Source organism: Streptomyces sp. HUAS 31, assembly GCF_028198125.1.
GTDB lineage: Bacteria > Actinomycetota > Actinomycetes > Streptomycetales > Streptomycetaceae > Streptomyces > Streptomyces chartreusis.
In genome coordinates this window covers 8,660,662-8,683,464 of sequence record NZ_CP116353.1, presented here as the reverse complement: position 1 = coordinate 8,683,464, position 22,803 = coordinate 8,660,662, and the positions used below count along the sequence as shown (strand labels likewise).

Below are 22,803 nucleotides of genomic sequence, written 5' to 3'. Positions count from 1 at the left end.
AACACTGGTCCTGCGCGGGCGTCAGGAGGCGCGCCAGCGCAGCGCCCGGTCGGCGATCCACAGCGACGCCACCGAGGCGACCGCGAGGACGGCCACGTCCAGGGCGAACGTGCCGTCGATGTCGCCGGTGACGCTGTGCCGGATGGCGTCGGCGCCGTAGCTGGTCGGCATGACGTAGCTGATGACGCGCAGCGCGACCGGCAGGGACTCCAGCGGGATGAGCAGCGGGGCGCCCAGCAGCAGAAGGAAGTTGAGCATGTAGGTGACGATGGAGATGAGCTCGATCTTGTCGATGAGGCTGCCGATGACGAGGCCGAGGGCGGCGAGCGGCAGGGCGGTCAGCGGATACACGAACAGCAGCGTCGGCGACAGCGTGAGCTGGATGTCGTAGAGCACCTCCACGGCGAGCAGTGAGGTGACCAGGCCGGGCGCGATGAGCAGCAGCCGGGCGGCGACGAACGCCGTCACGAAGGCCACCTTGCTGATGGGCAGCGAGGCGTAGTACATCATCGAGCCCTCGGCCTTGATGGCGCCGATCCGCTGGGCGATGGCGGTGGTCCCGAGCGCGGCGATGGAGAACACTCCGGAGCCGCTCGCTATGTACAGCAGGCTGGACTGGTCGGTGAGGCCGCTGCCGATGCGGGAGAACCCGAACACCATGGTCAGGGGCATGAAGATGCCGAAGACCATGTGGACGTGCCAGGACGTCCGCACGATCAGCATGTGCTCGAACCACAGGTACTTGAAGGACGTGCCGAAGGTGGCCAGCCGGGCCCCGAGGGTGCGCCGGGGGACCCGGGCGGGGGCCGGGGCGATCGAGGGCGCCGGCCGAGGAGTACGGGCGGCGGGCAGCGGGGTGCGCCGGGTGGCGGGCGGGGTGGTCGTGGGCGCGGCGGCCTCGGGTTCGGCACCTGGAGTACCGAACGCTGCGGCGTCGGGTTCGGCACCGGGGGCACCGACGGTGGCGAGTTCCTTGACAGGAGGCGGCTGTTCGGAAGAATCGGGCGCCCGGTGGGCCGGGGCGGGCTCGGCCGGCTTCTCCGGCTCGCCGCCGGGTTCGGGCTTGAGGCTGAGGTAGACGTCCTCCAGCGTGGGCCGGGCGAACCGGAAGTCGTCGACGCGGGTCACGCCGACATCGGTGACCAGGACCTCCAGCAGGGGCTGGATCCGGTCGGGCGGCGCGGTGACGAGGTAGCTGCCGCTGCGGTCGCCCGGAGAGACGACACCGATCCGGCCGAGCCGCGCGGCCTCCGCCTCGGTGAGACTGCCTCCGTCACGGACGAACAGCTCAAGCCGCGCCTGGGCGCCGGTCTGCTCCTTGAGCTCGCCGGGCGTGCCCATGGCGGTGATACGGCCGCCGTGCATGACGGCGACGCGGTGGACGGCCTTCTCCGCCTCCAGCACGTTGTGGGTGACGAGGACGATCGTCGTGCCGTCCTCGGCGGCCCGGCGCTGCACGATGTCCCAGATCAACCGCCGGTTGTGCGGGTCGAGTTCGTTGGTGGGCTCGTCCAGCACGATGAGTTCGGGGCGGCCCATCAGGGTCATGCCGAAGTTCACCAGCCGCATCAGGCCACCGCTGAGCCGCTCCACCTGCCGGTCGGCGTACGGCCCGAGACCCAGTTCCTCGATCAGCTCGTCGGTCTGGCGGCGGGCGTCGGTCTCGCTCTGCCCGCGCAGCCGCCCCGTGTAGTGCAGGGCCCGGCGGGCCTCGATCAGCCGCATCGACAGGCCGCGCTGCGGCAGGAACCCGACGGTGGACTTCACCAGCTCGGGGTGGCGCACCACGTCGATGCCGTTCACGGTGATGGAGCCCGACGTCGGACGCACCAGCCCCAGCATCTGGAGGACCAGCGTCGTCTTGCCCGCGCCGTTGGCGCCGAACAGGCCGAACACCTGCCCGCGCGGCACGCTGAACGTCAACCCGTCGTTGGCCTTGATGAGTTCACCGCCCCGGCCACGATAGGCGCGCACCAGATCACGCACCTCCACGGCCGGACCGTCGTCCGTCTTGACCATGCCCACGTCTCATCGCCTCTTCGGCTCAGGGACCCGGCCGAGCCGCTGGTCCGCCGTTCGTGTACCGGTTTCGCCCACGCTAGGCGGGGCGCGGCAGGTGACATCAGTGGAAGCTCTCCACCCCTCGGTCACCCGTCGCCGAGTTCGTCGTCGAGGAAGGCGAACATCTCGTCGTCCGACAGCTTGTCCATGTCGAACTCCGCGGCCTTCTCCTGTTCGTTCACGGCCGCTTCCGCGTGCGGTGCGGCCAGCGCCGACCAGCGTGTGCGCAGCACGTCGAGCCGTCCGGCGATCTGCCGGTGCGCGGCTCCGTCGGCGGTCGGCTCCGGCAGGGCCGCGATCAGTTGCTCGACCCGCTCCAGGACGGCCAGCAGGCCGTCGGCCCCGGTCCGTTCGGCCTGCGGGGCGAGCAGCGCGTACAGATGCCCGGCGGCCGCCTCCGGAGTCGGATGGTCGAGGGCCAGCGTGGCGGGCAGCCGCAGACCGGTGGCGGTACTCAGCGCGTTGCGCAGCTCCACCGACATCAGCGAGTCGAAGCCGAGGTCACGGAAGGCCCGCGCCGGCCCGACCTCGGCGGTGCCACCGGGCCGGTGACCGAGCACCCTGGCGGCCTGCTCCCGCACCAACTCCAGTACGGCCGCCCGCCCTTCGTCCTCGTCGAGCGTGGCGAGCCGCGCCACGAGTCCCGGGTCGGTCGACCGGGCCACCGACCTGCGCACCGGCACCAGTCCGTGCAGCAGCGCGGGTACCTCGTCGCGGGCACGCAGCGCCGCTACGTCGATCCGCACCGGCAGCAGGACGGGTTCGGCGGCGGAGACGGCCCGGTCGAAGAGCGCCAGCCCCTCCTCGGTGCTCAGCGGCGGGAACCCGGACGCACGCATCCGCTCGACGTCCCGTGCGCTCAGCGTGCCGGCCATGCCGTCCGCCTGCTGCCACGGCCCCCAGGCCAGGGACCGCCCCGGCAGCCCGGCCCGGTGACGATGCCGTGCGAGGGCGTCGAGGAAGGCGTTCGCGGCGGCGTAGGCGCCCTGCCCGGCGTTGCCGAAGGTAGCGGCGGCCGAGGAGAACACCGTGAACGAGCGTACGTCCGGCAGCAGTTCGTGCAGATGCCGGGCGGCGTCGGCCTTGGGCCGCAGCACGGCGGCGACCCGCTCGGGCGTCAGATGCGCGACGGTCGCGTCGTCGAGTACGCCGGCCGCGTGCACGACATGGCCGACCTGACGCCCGGCGAGAGCGGCACCGAGCGCGTCCCGGTCCGCGACATCGCAGGCCATCGCCTCGACGCGGGCACCCTGCCCGGTCAGCTCGGCGACGAGGTCCCCGGCGCCCGGCGCGTCGACGCCGCGCCGGGACAGCAGAAGCAGATCGCGTACGCCGTGCCGGGCGACGAGATGACGGGCGAGGAGGGCACCGAGACCGCCCGTACCGCCGGTGATGAGGACGGCTCCCCCGTCGCCGAGGGAGATCGAGGCATCGTCCTCCGGCCGGCGATCAGGACCGTCCATGGACACCCGCTCCAGCCGTGGCACCAGCACCTCGCCGTCCACCACGGCAACTTCCGGCTCCACGAGGTTCAACGCACTGGCCACGCCGCCCGCATCCCCAGGCACGTCGAGCAGACCGATCCGGCCGGGATGCTCGCTCTGCACCGACCGCAGCAGCCCCCACGCCGCGGCGGCACCGGGCTCCGCCCCTGTCGTGGCCCCTCGCACCAGCGCGACGAGCCGTGCCCCGGCGAGGCGTTCGTCGTCCAGCCAGGACTGCGCGAGCGACAGCGCCGCACGCGCGTGTGCATGGGCGGACCCGGCCGGATCGACCCCGGTCTCCCCCACCGGAGCGAGCACCACGCCGTGATGCCCGGCTACGGCGGCGAGATCGTCGTACGCCGCCACCTTGACGCCGGCCGTGACCAGCTCCCCCGCGAGATCCTCGGGCAGCTCTCCGAGCACGGCGACCTCGGCGGGCACGTCGGCCGTGCGCTCGCCCACCGCCGTCCACGCCGTCCGCAGCAGCGCGTCCGGTGCGGCGCCGGAACCGGCACCGGCACCGGCACCAGCCATCTGATCGACGTCGACGGGCCGTACGGTCAGCCCACCGACGCTGAGGACGGCCCCGCCCCCGGTGTCGGCGACCGCGATACGCACGGTTCGCTCGCCCGTCCGCACCAGCCGGGCCCGCACGGTCCTGGCACCGGAGGCGAAGAGCGCCACGTCCTCCCAGGAGAAGGGGAGGGCCGCACCTTCGTCACCGCCCGCGCCCGTGAAGCCGGCGGCGTGCAGTACGGCGTCGAGGAGGGCCGGGTGGAGGCCGTATCCGTCGGTGTCCACGGGCGTGGCCGCGGCTGACCCCGAGTCGGAATCCACGAGGGCTGCCTCGTCCAGGGACACCTCCGCGAACACTTCGTCGCCCCTGCGCCAGGCCCGGCGCAGCGCGCGGAAGGACGGGCCGTAATCGAACCCGGCGTCGGCCAACGTGTCGTAGTGAGCGCCGAGTTCGATCATCTCGGCACCCGCCGGAGGCCACACGTCCGTCCCCGGCGTCGCCGCCTCGGCGGGGGCGTGCGCGAGCATGCCGTGCGCGTACGCCGTCCAGGAGGCATCGGCACCGGCCCGCTCGGGTCGTCCGTGCAGCGCGAAGGTGCGCCGCCCGTCGTCGTCGGCGCCGCCGATCCGCACCTGCAATCTGACGGGAGCGCCGTCGTCGGGCAGCACGAGAGGGGCGATCGTCGTCAGTTCCTCGATACACCCGGCGCCGACTTCGTCACCGGCCCGGATCAACAGATCGACCAGGGCCGCGCCGGGCACCAGGGTGCTGCCGAGCACGGTGTGGTCGGCGAGCCACGGCTGTGCCTGCGGCGACAGGAGCCCGGTGAAGACCGCGCCGTCGCCGTCCGCGAGCAACATCGCCGCACCAAGCACGGGGTGCCCGGCCGGGACGAGCCCGGCGGACCGTACGTCGCCGGTACCCAAGCCGGTGCGCGGCTCAGGCCAGAAGCGCTGCCGTTGGAAGGGGTAGGTGGGGAGGGCGTCCGTGAGTCGGGCACCGGTTCCGGCGAAGTAGGCCGCCCAGTCGACGTGCACACCGTGCACGAACAGCCGCCCCATCGCGACGGCCAGCGCCTCTTCTTCCGGCCCGTTCTTGCGGAGCGCGGCGACCGCGACGGCCGCTTCGGGGGTGGTCTGTTCGATGAGGGGGGTGAGGGTGCCGTCGGGGCCGATTTCGAGGAAGCGGGTGACGCCGTGGTCGGTCAGGGTGCGGATGTTGTCCGCGAAGCGGACGGTGTCGCGGACGTGCTGGACCCAGTAGTCGATGGTCTCCGGGCTGGTGTTGGAGACGAAGGGGATGCCGGGCTCGGTGAAGCGGAGGTCGGTGATGGCGGCCCGGAAGTCCTCCAGCATCGGGTCCATGAGCGGGGAGTGGAAGGCGTGGGAGACGCGCAGGCGGGTGGTGCGGCGGTCGGGGAGGCCGGCGGCGACCGCGAGGACAGCCTCTTCCGTGCCGGACAGCACCAGAGACATCGGGCCGTTGATCGCGGCGATGCTCACCTCGTCGGTGAGGTACGGGGTGACCTCGTCCTCGGTGGCCTCGACCGCGAGCATGAGCCCGCCCTCGGGCAGGGCCTGCATCAACCGGGCACGTGCCGACACCAGCACGCAGGCGTCCGCGAGCGAGAACACGCCCGCGACATGGGCTGCGGCGATCTCGCCGACGGAGTGACCGGCCACGAAGTCCGGCCGTACGCCCAGTGATTCGGCGAGACGGTAGAGCGCCACCTCGATGGCGAACAGCGCCGGCTGAGTGAACTCGGTCCGGTTCAGGACGGATTCGTCGTCGCCCCAGATGACGTCACGCAGACCCGGACCCAGTTCAGTCAGGGCCTCGTCCAGAGCCTGGGCGAACACCGGGAAACGGCCGTACAGTTCCCGACCCATCCCGAGACGCTGAGCGCCCTGACCGGAGAACACGAACGTCAGCGGCCCCTCGGCCACCACTCCCCTGGCCGCCTCGGAGACACCCTCCGCCGACGCCAGCAACACCGCGCGGTGAGAGAACGAAGCCCGCCCGGTCGCCGCAGTCAATCCGGCGTGTACCGACGGTTCGCAGGACTGAAGTTGCCGTATTCGCGCGTCCAGTGCCGCTTCCGAACGTGCCGTGACGACCAGAGGAACTGTGCGCTCATTATCGTCGGCGGGAGTCTCCTGCTCGGGGCCGGCTTCGAGGATGACGTGGGCGTTGGTGCCGCTGAGACCGAAGGAGGAGACGGCGGACCGGCGCGGGCGGTCGCTGTCCGGCCAAGGAACCGGCTCGCGGACCAGCTCCACCGCACCGGCCGACCAGTCCACGTGCGAGGACGGTGCGTCGGCATGCAGGGTGCGCGGGACGACACCGTGCCGCATCGCCAGCACGCTCTTGATGACGCCGGCCACACCAGCAGCGGCCTGCGTATGACCGAGGTTCGACTTCACCGAGCCGAGCAGCAGGGGCCGTTCACGATCCTGGCCATACGTCGCCAGCAACGCCTGCGCCTCGATCGGGTCGCCCAGGGTCGTACCCGTACCGTGCGCCTCGACCGCATCCACCTCGGCGGCCGACAACCCGGCCGACGCGAGGGCCTGGCGGATCACTCGCTGCTGGGAGGGACCATTGGGCGCTGTCAGCCCATTCGAGGCACCGTCCTGATTCACCGCGCTACCCCGCACCACGGCGAGGATCCGATGACCGTTGCGCACTGCATCCGATTGCCGCTCCAGCAGAAGTACGCCCACACCCTCGGCCCAGCCGACACCGTCAGCCGCATCCGAGAACGCCTTGCACCTGCCGTCCGGCGCCAACCCACCCTGACGGGAAGACTCCACGAAGGTCGTCGGCGTCGACATCACCGTCACACCACCCGCCACCGCCAGTGAGCACTCACCACCGCGCAACGCCTGCGCAGCCAGATGCAGAGCGACCAACGACGACGAACACGCCGTATCGATCGAGACAGTCGGCCCCTCAAAGCCGAGCGCATACGCAACACGCCCCGAAGCGATGCTCGGTGCGCTGCCGTTGCCCCGGAAGGCCTCGAACTCCTCCCCCGGCAACAGCTCCCGATAGTCGTTGTACATCACACCCGCGAAGACGCCCGTCCGGCTGCCTCGCAGGGACGTCGGGTCGATGCCGGCCCGTTCGACGGCCTCCCACACCGACTCCAGCAGTAGCCGTTGCTGGGCGTCCGTCGCCAGTGCCTCCCGCGGGCTCATCCCGAAGAACTCCGGATCGAACCCGGCGACGTCGGTCAGGAAGCCACCGGCCCGGGTCGAGGAGGTGCCGGTGTGGTTCGGATCAGGGTGGTAGAGGCGTTCCAGGTCCCAGCCACGGTCGGACGGGAAGTCGCCCACCGCGTCCACGCCCTCCGACACCAGCCGCCACAGATCCTCCGGCGACGAGACACCACCGGGGTAGCGGCAGGCCATCCCCACGATCACCACCGGATCGTCGGCGAGGGACATCCCGGTGGGAGTCGCCTCCGGCGCCGACTGGGTGCCTACCAGTTGCTCATGCAGGTGGGCGGCCAGTTTCTCGGCCGACGGGTGGTCGAAGACGAGGGTGGCGGGCAGACGCAGCCCTGTTGCCGCCGCGAGGGCATTGCGCAGTTCCACCGCCGTCAGGGAGTCGAAGCCCAGGTCGCGGAAAGGACGTCGGGGTTCTATAGAGGCGGAGTCCTGCTCGTCGTGCCCCAGGACTGCCGCGGCGCGAGCGCGTACCGCGGCCAGGAGCAGGGCCCGCTGTTCCTCCGCGGTCTTCCCGGCGAGGCGGTGCCGAAGGTCGCCCGCCCCGGCGGTTGCCGTACGGCTCCGGAACAGCCCGCGGAGCAACGGCGGGACGTCGCCGCGCGACCGAAGTGCCGCGTGGTCGAGTCGTACGGGCAGCAGCAGTGAGGCGCTCTCGTCGGCTGTCGCCACGTCGAACAGGGCCAAACCCTCGTCCACATCGAGGGGACGGAAGCCGGAGCGTGCGAGGCGTTCACGGTCGGTGCGGTCGAGTTCGCCGGTCATGCCGTCGGTCATCGCCCAGGGCCCGTAGGCGAGGGAGGTCGCGGGCAGGCCGAGGGCGTGGCGGTGGGCGGAGAGGCCGTCCAGGTAGGCATTGGCGGCGGCGTAGTTGGCCTGGCCCGTGCCTCCGAAGGTGCCTGCCGCCGAGGAGAACAGGACGAATGCCCGTACGTCCGGAAGCAGTTCGTGCAGGTGGCGGGCGGCGTCGGCCTTGGGGTGGAGGACCGCGGAGAGACGTTCGGGGGTCAGGGCGGTGACTACGCCGTCGTCGAGGACGCCGGCCGTGTGCACGACGGCCCCGACGGTGCGGTCGGTGAGCAGATCGGCCAGTGCGCCGCGGTCGGACACGTCGCAGGCGGCGATCTCCACTCGGGCGCCGAACTCCATGAGCTCGGTGCGTAGTTCGGCGGCGCCGGGGGCGTCCTCCCCTCGTCGGGACACGAGCAGTAGTTCGCGTGCTCCGTGGTGGGTGACGAGGTGGCGTGCCAGGGCCGCGCCGATGCCGCCCGTGCCGCCGGTGATGAGCACGCTGCCCGGGCCCGTCCAGGTGTCCCGGGCGTGTTCCGGAGTGCGGAGCTCTTGTCGGGCCAGGCGGGGTGCGAGCAGGTCCGTGCCGCGTACGGCGAGCTCCGTCTCGCCGGTCTCGTAGGCGCTCAGGAGGTCTGCCGGGAACGGGAGTTGGGGCTCGCTGGGGTCGCGGGTGAGCAGGGCCAGGCGGCCGGGGTGTTCGTTCGCCGCCGAGCGGATCAGGCCCCTGACCGCCTCGACGACCGGGGATTCCTCGTCGGCGGTCACGACGACCAGGCGGGACGTCGTGAACGGCGCAGTGGCGAGCCATGTGTGGAGGAGGTCCAGGGTTTGGCGGAGTGTGGTGTGCAGTTCCCCGGCGGTGATCTCCGTGAGGACGAGGTCGGGAGCCGACGATTTGCCGTCGAGACCGGGCAGGATCTCGGCGTCCCGTGGCGCCCAGGCCGGGACGGAGCCTGTGGTCAGTACGGCGAGACGAGGAGTTCGCGACGCCTCCGGGTACGTCACCGGCGCCCAGGTGCGTCGGAACAGCGCGTTGGGGAGCGTGGCGCTCGTGGTCAGGGACGGCGGCCTGGTGACGAGTGAACCCACGGACGCAACCGGGGTGCCCGACGGGTCGGTAACCGTCAGCCGCACAGCGTCAGCGACTCCAGCCGTCTCCGTGTCGCGGACGATGTGAGCGCGTAGCACCCGTGCGCCCGTGGCGCTGCCGTGCAGACGCAGGTCCACGTCACGCCACGCGAACGGCAGCCCCGGCGTCCCACCCGTGAACGCGGCTGCGTGCAGCAGGGAGTCGAGCAGGGCGGGGTGGAGGCCGAAGCCGTCGGTGTCCGTGTCGTCGGGGAGGGCGGCCTCGGCGAACACCTCCGCGCCGCGCCGCCGGACTGAGGTGAGCACCCCGAACGGTGGGCCGTAGGTGAGGCCCGTGTCGGCCAGTTCGGCGTAGAAGGCGTCGAGGTCGACGGTCTCCGCGCCGGGCGGCGGCCACGGGGCGGTGCCGGTCGGTTCCGGGGCGGTGGCGGGTACGGCGGCGGTGTCGTCGGCGAGGAGGCCGACTGCGTGTCGCAGCCAGGGCGCGTCAGGGTCGCCGTCATGCCGGGAGGAGACGGTGACCGGGCGCAGGCCGGTGTCGTCGGCTTCGGCGACCGAGACCTGAAGGGTCAGGGCGTCGGTGTCGGGCAGGAACAGGGGCTGTTCGAGGGTGAGTTCGGCGATACGGCCGTGGCCGAGTTCGACGCCGGCTCGGGCGACGAGTTCGGCGAGGGCGGTGCCGGGCAGGACGACCCGGCCTGCGACTCTATGCCCCGTCGTCCAGGGATGGGTCGCCGTCGAGACGCGGCCGGTGAACAGGGCGGCGTCGGCGTCGGCGAGGCGGACCGCCGCTCCGAGCAGCGGATGGTGCACTGCCGTGAGTCCGGAGCCGCGGACGTCACCGCCGGTGGCTGCGGCTGCGGGCCAGTAGTGACGGTGCTGGAAGGGGTAGCCGGGCAACCGCGTACGCAGGGCGCCCGTCCCGGTGAAGAGCTCGGGCCAGTCGATGGGCGTACCAGCCGTGAACAGCCGGGCCAGCGCGGTGACCAGCGTGCCCTCCTCGGGCCGCCCGGACCGCAGCACCGGCACGGCGACCGCGTCCGGGGCGCCCTCGGTGTGCGTGCCGGCGTGCTCCGACAGGATCGACTCGACCAGTGCCGTCAGGGCGGCGGTGGGGCCGACCTCGACATACGTCCGTATCCCGGCGGCGGCCATGCTCCGGACGGCGTCGGCGAAACGGACGGTCTCGCGCACCTGGCGTACCCAGCGACCGGGGTCGGTCAACTCGCCGTCCAGGTCTGACACGACGGGCAGGCGCGGCGTCCGGAATTCCAGGGTGTCCAGTACGGCACGGAAGTCGGACAGCATCGGGTCCATGTGCGCCGAGTGGAAGGCGTGGCTGACCGGGAGGCGGGTGGTGCGTCGGCCGGGGAGTGCGGCGACGGTGGCCTCGACGGCTACGGGGTCGCCGGAGACGACCACTGCGGCGGGGCCGTTGACTGCGGCGAGGGAGGCGCCGGCGGCGAGGTGGGGCCGTACGTCGTCCTCGGCGGCCTCGACGGCGACCATGACGCCGCCTTCCGGCAGGGCGTCCATCAGGGTGGCCCGGGCCGTGACCAGGCGGCATGCGTCGGGCAGGGTCAGCACGCCGGCGACGTGCGCCGCGGCGATCTCACCGACGGAGTGCCCGGCGACGGCATCGGGGCGCAGGCCGAGGGACTCCAGCAGCCGGTACAGGGCGACCTCGACGGCGAAGAGGGCGGGCTGGGCGGCGCCGGTCCGATTGAGCGCCGCCTCGTCGGTGCCCCACAGCACCTCCCGCAGTCCTGGGTCGAGCAGTGCGAGCGTCTCGTCGAGGGCGGCGCGGAAGACGGGGAAGCGGTCGTACAACTCGCGTCCCATGTTCAGGCGTTGGGCGCCCTGGCCGGAGAAGAGGAATGCTGTCGGGCCGGGTTCGGCGGCTACTGCGCGGGCGATCTCGACGGGGCCGCCGGTGTCCGTGGCGAGGGCCACGGCACGGTGCGGGAAGGCGGTGCGGGCGGTGGCGGCCAGGGTGAGGCCGACGTCCAGGATGTCTTCGCGGTGGGCGAGTCGGGCCGTACGGGCGTCGAGGGCGGCGGCGGTGCGGGCCGACAGCACCCACGGAACCACGGCCGGTGTCACGGCGACCGGTTCCCGCTCGGCCTCCTGCTGCGGGGGCGGGGCGGCTTCCAGGATGAGGTGGGCGTTGGTGCCGCTGACGCCGAAGGAGGAGACGGCTGCCCGGCGCGGCCGGTCCGTCTCCGGCCACACGGTGTCCCTACGCACCGGGAGCACCGCGCCCGACTCCCAGTCGACGTGCGTGGAAGGCGTGTCGGTGTGCAGGGAGCGCGGCACGATGCCGTGTCGCAGAGCCAGGACCGTCTTGATGACGCCGGCGACTCCCGCGGCGGCCTGGGTGTGCCCGATGTTGGACTTCACCGAACCCAGCAACAGCGGATGCGCCCGCTCCTGTCCGTACGTCGCGAGCAGTGCCTGGGCCTCGATGGGGTCGCCGAGCCGGGTGCCGGTGCCGTGGCCCTCGACGGCGTCCACGTCGGCCGGTGAGACTCCGGCGGCGGCCAACGCCTGCCGGATGACGCGCTGTTGGGCCGGTCCGTTGGGCGCGGTGAGGCCGTTGGAGGCGCCGTCCTGGTTGACGGCGGAGCCGCGCAGTACCGCCAGCACGGGGTGCCCGTTGCGGCGGGCGTCGGACAGCCGCTCCAGCACGACCAGGCCGACACCCTCGCCCCATCCGACGCCGTCGGCCGTGTCGGAGTACGCCTTGCAGCGGCCGTCGGCGGCCAAGCCTCCCTGGCGGTCGAATTCGACGTAGGTCGAAGGGGTCGCCATCACCGTCACGCCGCCGGCCAGGGCGAGGGTGCACTCGCCGCCGCGCAGCGCCTGGGCGGCCAGGTGCAGCGCCACGAGTGAGGAGGAGCAGGCGGTGTCGACGCTGACCGCCGGTCCTTCCAGACCGAGGGTGTACGCCACCCGTCCGGAGGCCACGCTGTGGGCGCTGCCGGCGCCGCGCAGGCCCGCGTACCTCTCGTCGGCGAGGAGCGTGCCGTAGTCCCCGTACATGACACCGGCGAACACTCCGGTGCGGCTGCCGCGCAGCGTCACCGGGTCGATACCGGCGTCCTCGACGGCCTCCCAGGAGACCTCCAGGAGCAGCCGCTGCTGCGCGTCGGTGGCGAGCGCCTCGCGCGGGCTCATGCCGAAGAAGTCGGCGTCGAAGTCGCCCGCGCGGCTGAGGAATCCGCCGCGCCTGGCCTCCTCCCAGCCGCGCTCCGCCGGTACGTCGCCGATCGCGTCCACGCCGTCGGTCACGAGGCGCCACAGGTCGTCCGGGGAGGCCACGTCTCCGGGGAAGCGGCAGGCCATGCCCACGATCGCCACGAGATCGTCAGTGGCGGCGGCCGGCCGGGCGACCACGTCCACGGCGGCCACCGGGCCGCCGAGCAGCCGCTCGTGGAGATGCGCGGCGAGGTCGGCGGGGGTCGGGTGGTCGAAGACGAGGGTGGCGGACAGGCGCAGGCCGGTGGTGGCGGCGATGCCGTTGCGCAGTTCGACGGCCGTGAGCGAGTCGAACCCCAGCTCGCGGAAGGGCCGCCGGGCCTCGACGGCGTCGGCACGGCGGTGCCCGAGCACGCGGGCGACCTGCCCGCGCACCAGGCCGAGCAACTCACGTCCCTGCTCCTCGGGCCCGAGCCGCCCCAATGTCGCCGCGAGCCCTGCATCACCCGAGGTGAGCGACGCGGCGGTACGGCGCCTGTCGACGCGGTGTCGCACGAGTCCGCGCAGCACGGCCGGTGCGTCGGGCCCGGCCCCGGCCAGTGCGTGCGTGTCGAGGCTCAGGGGCAGCACGACGGGTTCGTCGTGAGCCAGGGCGGCGTCGAAGTGGGCGAGCGCGGTCGCGGTGGACAGGGGCAGCAGCCCGGTGCGTGCCATGCGGGCCCGGTCGGCGTCGGTGAGCTGCCGGGTCATTCCGGCGGCCGCCTCCCACGGGCCCCAGGCGAGCGACAGCCCGGGCAGCCCGGCGCCGCGCCGCTCGCGTATCAGCGCGTCCAGGCCGGCGTTGGCGGCGGAGTAGTTCCCCTGACCGGCACTTCCGAGCACCCCCGCGGCCGACGAGAACACCACGAACGGCACATCGGCGTCGACGAGTTCGTGCAAGTGCCGGGCGGCCTCCACCTTCGGCCGGAATACGGCCGCCACCCGCTCCTCGGTCAACGCGGCGACCACACCGTCGTCGAGAACCCCGGCCGCGTGCACCACACCACCGACCGTCCGCCCGGCAAGCAGCGCCGCCAACGCGTCACGATCGGCCACGTCACAGGCCACGGCCTCGGCAACGGCACCGGCCTGCGTCAGTTCGGCGACCAGCTCGCCGGCCCCCGGCGCGTCCGGCCCCCGGCGGGAGACCAGCAGCAGATCCCGCACACCGTGTCGGGCGACGAGATGCCGCGCCACGGCAGCACCGAGCCCACCGGTCCCGCCGGTGACCAGCACACTCCCCCGGCCCCAAGCGGCTTCCCGTCCTGCTCCCGCGGACGCCCGCACCGGCCCGAGCCGGGGCACAAGCACTTCCCCACCCCGGACGGCGACCTCCGGCTCAGCCGCGTCCCGGAGCAACCCGAATGCGGCGCGGAGCGTCTGCGGTGCCGGATCGGTGAGGGCGAGCACGGCCAGACGGCCCGGATGCTCGGCGGCGGCCGACCGCAACAGCCCGCGTACGGCGGCCCCGGCGGGATCGTCGTCGTCCCGGGTGACCAGTACGAGGCGGCGCTCGGACTCGTCTACCAGCGCACGCTGCAACAGCGCCAGGGCATCGACGACGGCGGACGGCACCTCCGACGCGGGCGGCAGCAGCAGGACTTCCGCCTCGGCACCGTCCTCGCCCACAGCGAGCCCGGCCTCACGCAACATCGCGGTGAGCGTGCCGTCATGGTCGCCGGAGACGCACAGCACGCCGATGTCGCGGGCTGCCTCGAAGGTCGGCGCCACCCAGTCGACGCGGTAGAGCGGGCCGGCCAACTGCCCCGCCGTGACGGCACGGACAGCCAGCGCATCGGCACTGGCCACTTGCCGTCCGGACGAGTCGGCGAGGGCCACTCGCACGCGGTCCGGCGCTACGAGCGACAACCGGCCCCGCACCGCCGCGGCCCCTTCGGCATGCAGCGCGACGCCCTCCCAGGAGAACGGCACCACACCGTCCCCCACCAGCAGTGACGTACCGTGCAGAGTGGCGTCGAACAGGGCAGGATGCAGCACAAACCCACCCGGCTCCGTGCCTTCGGGCAGCTCGGCCTCGACAAAGACGTCGTCACCACGCCGCCAGGCTGCACGCAGCCCCTGGAAGGCAGGCCCGTATCCGAATCCGGTCAACGCCCGCTCGGCGTAGAAGGAGTCGAGTACGACCGGCTCGGCACCGGGCGGCGGCCAGGCGGTCGACTCCGGCTCGTGCGCCGGTACTTCCTCCCCAGGCTCCAACACCCCGGTCGCATTGACGGCCCAAGAGCCTCCCGGGTCGCCTTCCGGGCAGGACTGCACGGTCACGGGCCGTTTTCCGTCCGCGTCGGCCGGTCCTACGGTGACCTGTAGGCGTACGGCACCCTCGTCGGGCGCGATCAGCGGTGTGCCCAGCGTCAGCTCGGCAAGGCGTCGGCAGGCGTACTCCTCACCGGCACGCAGGGCGAGTTCGACCAGTGCGGCGCCGGGCAGCAACGAGCGACCGTGCACCGTGTGGTCGGCGAGCCAGGGGTGCGAGGCGAGCGAGAGCCGACCGGTCAGCACGACGCCGTCCGAACCGGCCGGCGACACGACCGCGCCGAGCAAGGGGTGCCCGACCGGTTCCAGTCCCAGCGCGATGGCGTCCTTCACCGACAGGGAGGGCTCCGGCCAGAAGCGACGGCGCTGGAAGGGGTAGGTGGGGACGACTTCGGGGAGTCGGGGTCCGGTCCCGGCGAAGAGGGCCGCCCAGTCGACAGGCACACCGTGCGTGAACAGGCGACCCAGAGCCGTGAGAACGGCTTCCTCCTCTGGCTGGGTCTTGCGAAGCGCCGGGACGATGAGGGCGTCCTCGGGGGTGGTCTGTTCGATGAGGGCGGTGAGGGTGCCGTCGGGGCCGATTTCGAGGAAGCGGGTGACGCCGTGGTCGGTCAGGGTGCGGATGTTGTCCGCGAAGCGGACGGTGTCGCGGACGTGCTGGACCCAGTAGTCGGGCGTGGTCGGGCTGGTCCTGGAGACGAAGGGGATGCCGGGCTCGGTGAAGCGGAGGTCGGTGATGGCGGCCCGGAAGTCCTCCAGCATCGGGTCCATGAGCGGAGAGTGGAAGGCGTGGGAGACGCGCAGGCGGGTGGTGCGGCGGTCGGGGAGGTCGGCGGCGACCGCGAGTACCGCTTCTTCCGTGCCGGAGAGCACCAGCGAGGTCGGGCCGTTGATCGCGGCGATGCTCACCTCGTCGGTGAGGTACGGGGCGACCTCGTCCTCGGTGGCCTCGACCGCCAGCATCAGCCCGCCCTCGGGCAGGGCCTGCATCAACCGGGCACGTGCCGACACCAGTACGCAGGCGTCCGTGAGTGAGAGGACGCCCGCGACATGGGCGGCGGCGATCTCGCCGACGGAGTGACCGGCCACGAAATCCGGCCGTACGCCCAACGATTCGGCGAGACGGTAGAGCGCCACCTCGATGGCGAACAGCGCGGGTTGAGTGAACTCAGTGCGATTCAGGGCGGATTCGTCGTCGCCCCAGATCACCTCGCGCAGACCCGGACCCAGTTCAGTCAGGGCCTCGTCCAGAGCCTGGGCGAACACCGGGAAACGGCCGTACAGCTCACGTCCCATCCCCAGACGCTGAGCGCCCTGACCGGAGAACACGAACGCCAACGGCCCCTCGGCCACCACTCCCCTGGCCGCCTCGGAGACACCCTCCGCCGACGCCAGCAACACAGCCCGATGCGCGAACCGGGTCCGTCCGGTGGCAAGTACGTGACCGAGATTGGCTGCCTCAACGTCCGCGTGCAGTCGGGCCAGTTGAGCGTCGAGCACGTCGGCCGTCTTGCCGGACACCACCAACGGGACGATCCCGAACGGGTCCGCGGCCTCCGGCTCTGCCGGCCCCTCTTCAAGAATCAGGTGGGCATTGGTGCCGCTCACGCCGAACGAGGAAACGCCGACGCGGCGCGGACGATCGCTGTCCGGCCATGCAATCGGCTCGCGGACCAGCTCCACCGCACCGGCCGACCAGTCCACGTGCGAGGACGGTGCGTCGACATGCAGGGTGCGCGGGACGACACCGTGCCGCATCGCCAGCACGCTCTTGATGACGCCGGCCACACCAGCGGCGGCCTGCGTATGACCCAGGTTCGACTTCACCGAGCCCAGCAGCAGCGGCCGTTCACGATCCTGACCGTAAGTCGCCAGCAGCGCCTGCGCCTCGATCGGGTCACCGAGTGCGGTGCCAGTGCCGTGCGCCTCGACGACATCGACATCCCCGGCACTCAGCCCCGCCGACGCCAGCGCCTGCCGGATCACCCGCTGCTGCGACGGGCCGTTCGGCGCGGTCAGCCCATTCGAGGCGCCGTCCTGATTGACGGCACTGCCCCGAACAACCGCCAGAACCCGGTGCCCATTACGCACGGCATCCGACTGCCGCTCCAACAGCAGTACGCCCACACCCTCGGCCCAGCCGACACCGTCAGCCGCATCCGAGAACGCCTTGCACCGCCCGTCCGGCGCCAACCCACCCTGACGGGAAAACTCCACGAAGGTCGTCGGCGTCGACATCACCGTCACACCACCGGCAACCGCCAGCGAGCACTCACCACCACGCAACGCCTGCGCAGCCAGATGCACCGCCACCAACGACGACGAACACGCCGTGTCCACGGACACCGCAGGTCCTTCGAGGCCCAGCGCGTACGCAACACGCCCTGAAGCGATGCTCGGGGCGCTGCCGTTGCCCCGGAAGGCCTCGAACTCCTCCCCCGTCAGCAACTCCCGATAGTCGTTGTACATCACACCCGCGAAGACACCTGTGCGGCTGCCGCGCAGGGACGTCGGGTCGATACCCGCCCGCTCGATCGCCTCCCACACCGACTCCAGCAGCAACCGCTGCTGCGCATCCGTCGCCAACGCCTCACGCGGACTCATCCCGAAGAAGTCCGCGTCGAATTCGCCGGCGTCGTGGAGGAAGCCGCCTGCCCGGGTCGAGGAGGTGCCCGGGTTCTCGGGGTCGGGGTGGTAGAGGCGATCGAGGTCCCAGCCACGGTCGGACGGGAAGTCGCCCACCGCGTCCACGCCCTCCGACACCAGCCGCCACAGGTCCTCCGGGGAGCGGACTCCGCCGGGGTAGCGGCACGCCATCCCGACGACCACGACCGGGTCGTCGGCCGGGATCGTCGTGGATGGCGCTACCTGTGCCGTGGTGCCCGTGGCGGTGCCCGGGAACAGGTTCGACAGCAGGTGCTCGGCCAGTGCCCGGGGTGTGGGGTGGTCGAAGATCAGGGTGGCGGGTAGGCGGAGTCCGGTCGCCGTGCTGAGGGCGTTGCGCAGTTCCACCGCCGTCAGGGAGTCGAAGCCCAGGTCGCGGAAGGCCCGGCTGGGCTCGACGCGTCCGGCGTCCTGGTGGCCCAGGACGGCGGCCACCTGCTCGCGGACCAGGTCGAGGAGCGCGGCCCTGCGGTCGGCGGGGTCGAGCGGGGCGAGCCGTTGGACGGGGGCGTCCGTCGGAGTGGTGGCGGACGTGGCCGTGGTCAGTGTCGTACGGCCCGTCGTGGTGCGGCGGGCGGCCAGGCCGGTGAGGAGTGCCGGGACGTCGTCCCGGGCACGCAGCGCGGCGAGGTCGATGCGGATGGGCAGGACGGTGGTGTGGCCGGTGGCGGGGGCGGCGTCGAGGAGGGCGAGGCCGTCGTCAGGGGTGAGGAAGGGGAAGCCGGAGCGGGCGAGACGTGCCCGGTCGACGTCGGTGAGTTCGCCGGTCATGGCGCTGCCCTCGACGTCCCAGGGGCCCCAGGCGAGGGAGAGTGCGGGCAGGTCGAGGGTGTGGCGGTGGGCGGCGAGGGCGTCGAGGAAGGCGTTGGCGGCGGCGTAGTTGGCCTGGCCGGCACCGCCCAGGGTGCCGGCGGCGGACGAGAACAGGACGAACGTGCCGACGTCGGGGGCGAGTTCGTGGAGGTGCCAGGCGGCGTCGGCCTTGGGTCGCAGGACGGTGTCGAGGCGTTCGGCGGTGAGGGCGCCGAGGACGCCGTCGTCGACGGTGCCGGCGGCGTGGACGACGGCGGTGAGGTGCTCGCCGTCGAGGAGGCGGGCGAGGGCGTCGCGGTCGGCGATGTCGCAGGCGGCGACGCGGACGCGGGCGCCGAGTTCGGTCAGGTCGGTGGTGAGCCGGTCGGCGCCGGGGGCGTCGGGGCCCCGGCGGGAGACGAGCAGGAGGTCGCGGGCGCCGTGCCGGGTGACGAGGTGGCGGGCGACGAGGGCGCCCAGGCCGCCGGTCCCGCCGGTGACGAGGACGGTGCCGGAGACTTCCCACGCCGGCTGCTGTGCCGCGGCGCGCGGGGCCCGGACGAGTCTGGGGACGCGCAGGCCCTCGGCGTCGGCGCGTATTTCGGGCTCGGTCGTGGTCAGGGCGCGGCGCAGTTGTTCGCCGTCGAGGGGGCCGTCGAGGTGGAGGACGGTGATGCGCCCGGGGTTCTCGGTCTGTGCGGTGCGCAGGAGGCCGCGTGCGGCGGCGGCCGGGAGGTCGCCGGTGGCGGGGGTGGCGACGACGAGGCGGGAGTCGGCGAAGCGTGGGTCCGCCAGCCATGAGTGGACGAGGGCTAGGGCGCGCTCGGTGGTTGACCGGAGGGCTGTGGGGATCGGTGACTCGTCGGATTCGCCGGTGATGTGGGTGAGGACTACCGCCGGTGCCGTTTCGAGCGCGGCGAGGTCGGGGGCGACGGCGACCCCGGTGTCGGGGGTACGCAGGGCGTCGGCCAGGTCGGCGGCGTCGGGGCCGATGACGGCGACGTCGAGGTCGGTGGCCGTGGGCTTGCCCAGGGCCTGCCAGTCGACGGTGAACAGGGCGTCGGGGGTGGTTCGGGTGGCCGCTGTCGCGGGTCGTGTGACCAGGGCGTCCACCGTCAGGACCGGGTTGCCCGCGGGGTCCGTGGCCGTGAGGGTGACGGTGTCGTCGTCCAGGCGGGCGATGCGGGTGCGCAGCGCGGTGGCGCCGGTGGCGTGCAGGCGGACCCCCTCCCAGGAGAAGGGCAGGCCGCCTTCGCTGAGGGTGCCGAGGTCGCCGTGGGTCGCGGCGTGCTGGGCGGCGTCCGCCAGGGCCGGGTGGAGCAGGAAGGCGGTGGCGTCGGTGTGCCCGGGGCCGGGCAGGGTGGCCTCGGTGAAGAGTTCGGTGCCGCGTCGCCAGGCGGCGCTCAGGCCACGGAAGACCGGCCCGAAGTCGAAGCCGAGCTCGGCGAGGTGGTCGTAGCAGTCGGTGAGGTCGATGGGTTCCGCGCCGGGCGGCGGCCATGCGATGTCGAGGGCCGGGTCCGTCGGGCTGCCCGGCATCATGCCGAATGACGGGTTCTCACGGCTGTCCGGCGCCGTGTCGAGTCGGCCCGTGGCGTGGACCGTCCACTCGGCAACGGGGTCGGCGCTGTCAGGGCGAGAGTGGACCGTGACGGGGCGGCGGCCGTCGGTGGCAGGTGGGCCGACTCGTACCTGGAGGTGGACGGCCGCGCGATCGGCGATCTCCAGCGGTGCCGTGAGGGTGAGGTCGTGGACGCGGTCGCAGCCGACTTCGTCGCCCGCCCGCAGGGCGAGTTCGAGGAAGGCGGTGCCGGGCAGCAGGGTGCGGCCGTGGACGACGTGGTCGGCGAGCCAGGGTTGCCGGGCGGGGGTCAGGCGGCCGGTGAGGACGACGCCCTCGCCGTCGGCCAGGTCGACGGTGGCGGCCAGCAGCGGGTGGCCGGACGCGCCGAGGCCGAGGCCCGCGGCGTCGCGGGCGCGGCCCGTGCCGGTGGGCCAGTAGGGCTGTCGTTCGAAGGCGGTGGTGGGCAGGTCGACGCGGCGGGCGCCGGTGTCCCGGTAGAGGGCGGCCCAGTCGACGGTTCCGGCGGCGCTGGCGGTGTGCAGCCGGGCGAGGCCGGTGATGAGGGACAGTTCCTCGGGGCGGTCGGCCCGCAGGAGGGGTACGGCGATCACCCCGGGGTCGGTGGTCGTCTCCGGGTCGGTGAGGGTTTCGTCGACGAGAGGGCTGAGGACGGCGTCGGGGCCGAGTTCGAGGTGGGCGCGTACGCCTTGGGCGGCGAGGGTGCGTACGGCGTCGGCGAACCGCACGGTGGCGACGGTGTGCCGGGTCCAGTGGTCCGGGTCGCGCAGTTCGCGGGCGGTGGCGGTGCGGCCGGTGACCGTCGAGACGACTGGCAGCCGCGGGTCGTTGAAGGTGAGCCCGGCGACGACGGCACGGAAGTCGTCGAGGATCGGCGTCATCAGCGGTGAGTGGAAGGCGTGCGAGACCGCCAGCCGGTGGGTGCGGTGCCCGGCGTCGCGCAGCCGCTCGGCGGCGGTGAGTACGGCGTCCTCGGTGCCGGAGAGGACCACGGAGGCCGGGCCGTTGACGGCGGCGAGGGCGACGTCGTCCCCGAGCAGCGTGCGCACCACGTCCTCGGGCGCGGCCACGGCGACCATGGCGCCGCCCTCGGGCAGCGCCTGCATCAAACGGCCTCGGGCGGTGACGAGGACGCAGGCGTCCTCCGCGGACAGCACTCCGGCGACGTGCGCCGCGGTGATCTCGCCGACGGAGTGCCCGGCGACGAAGCCGGGTCGCACGCCCAGGGATTCGGCGAGCCGGTACAGGGCGGCCTCGACGGCGAAGAGCCCGGGCTGGGCGTGTTCGGTGCGGTTGAGCGCGGTCTCGTCATCGCCCCACATCACGTCCCGCAGGGCGGGGTCGAGGTGTCCGAGCAGTTCGTCGAGGGCCTCCGCGAAGGCAGGGAAACGGTCGTACAACTCCCGTCCCATGGCCAGGCGTTGGCTGCCCTGGCCTGTGAAGAGAACGGCGAGGCCGCCCTCCCCCGCCGTGCCGCGGGCCAGTTCCCTCACCCCGTCCTCGTGCGGTAGGAGCACGGCGCGGTGTTCCAGGTGGCCGCGTCCGGCAGCGAGGGAGTGGCCGACGTCCGGGGCGGTCAGGTCGGCGGCGGCGGTCGTGATCCGGTGGAGCTGGGTGTCGAGGCCGGTGGCGGTGCGGGCGGACACCGGCCACGGCGTCAGGTCCGGGACGGCCGTGCGCTCGGGTTCCTCGGCGGGCGGGGCCTGTTCGAGGACGATGTGGGCGTTGGTGCCGCTGATGCCGAAGGAGGAGACGCCGGCGCGGCGTGGGGCGTCGGTGTGCGGCCAGGGCGTGTTCGCGGTGAGGAGCCGTACGGAACCGGCGGTCCAGTCGACGTCGGAGGTCGGCCGCTCGGCGTACAGGCTGCGTGGGAGCAGGCCGGCCCGCAGCGCCATGACGGTCTTGATGACGCCGGCGACTCCGGCGGCGCCCTGGGTGTGCCCGATGTTGGACTTCACCGAGCCCAGCAGCAGGGGCCGTTCGCGGTTCTGGCCGTAGGCGGCGAGGAGGGCCTGTGCCTCGATCGGGTCGCCCAGGGTGGTGCCCGTGCCGTGGGCCTCTACGGCGTCGATCTGGTCCGGGGTGAGGCCGGCGTTGTCGAGGGCGGCTCGGATGACGCGTTGCTGTGCGGGCCCGTTGGGGGCGCTGATGCCGTTGGAGGCGCCGTCCTGGTTGAGGGCGGTGCCGCGGACCACGGCGAGTACGGGGTGGCCGTTGCGCCGGGCGTCGGAGAGGCGTTCCAGTACGAGGACGCCGGCGCCCTCGCTCCAGCCGACGCCGTCGGCCGTGGTGGAGAAGGGCTTGCAGCGGCCGTCGGAGGCGAGGCCGCCCTGCGCGGTGAAGGACACGAAGGTGCCCGGGGTGCACATGACGGTGGCGCCGCAGGCGAGGGCGAGCGCGGACTCGCCGGCGCGCAGGGACTGCACGGCCCAGTGCAGGGCGACGAGGGAGGAGGAGCAGCCGGTGTCGACTGTGATGGCGGGCCCCTCCAGGCCGAGGACGTAGGAGATGCGTCCGGAGATCACGCCGGCGGCGTGGCCGGTGGTGGCGTAGACGTCCATGTTCTCGCGGGCCTCGGCGACGACCTTGCCGTAGTCCTGGATGGTGGTGCCCGCGAAGACGCCGGTGCGGGTGCCGCGCAGTGCGGTGGGGGCGATGCCGGCGCGTTCGAGGGCCTCCCATGCGGTCTCCAGCAGGAGCCGTTGCTGGGGGTCCATGGCGAGGGCCTCACGGGGGGCGATGCCGAAGAACGCGGGGTCGAACTCGGTCATCGCGTCGAGGAAGCCGCCTTCGTGGGCGCGGCTGCGGCCGGGTCCGTCGCCGGTGAGGCGGGCCAGGTCCCAGCCGCGGTCGGCGGGGAACGGGCCGATGGCGTCCCGGCCGTCGACGACGAGGTCCCAGAGGTCCTCCGGGGAGGCGACGCCGCCTGGGTAGCGGCAGCCCATGCCGACGACGGCGATGGGTTCCACGGCGGCCGAGATCAGCTGCTGGTTGTGCCGCCGCAGCCGCTCGTTCTCCTTCAGGGAGGTCCGCAGCGCCTCGACGTAGGGGTTGGGTGTGTTCAAGGCGGGCTCTCTCAAG

Annotated in this window: 2 protein-coding genes; both read right to left on the bottom strand. The window is 72.9% G+C overall.

Features of this window, described 5'->3' with window-relative positions; translation table 11 throughout:
* Positions 1-21 precede the first annotated feature (21 nt).
* Positions 22-2,019, bottom strand: coding sequence for an ABC transporter ATP-binding protein/permease (locus PGH47_RS38055; RefSeq protein ID WP_271667218.1), 1,998 nt, complete (start codon positions 2,017-2,019; stop codon positions 22-24).
* Between the two features lie 128 nt (positions 2,020-2,147).
* Positions 2,148-22,787, bottom strand: coding sequence for a type I polyketide synthase (locus tag PGH47_RS38050; RefSeq protein WP_271667217.1), 20,640 nt, complete (start codon positions 22,785-22,787; stop codon positions 2,148-2,150).
* Positions 22,788-22,803 lie beyond the last annotated feature (16 nt).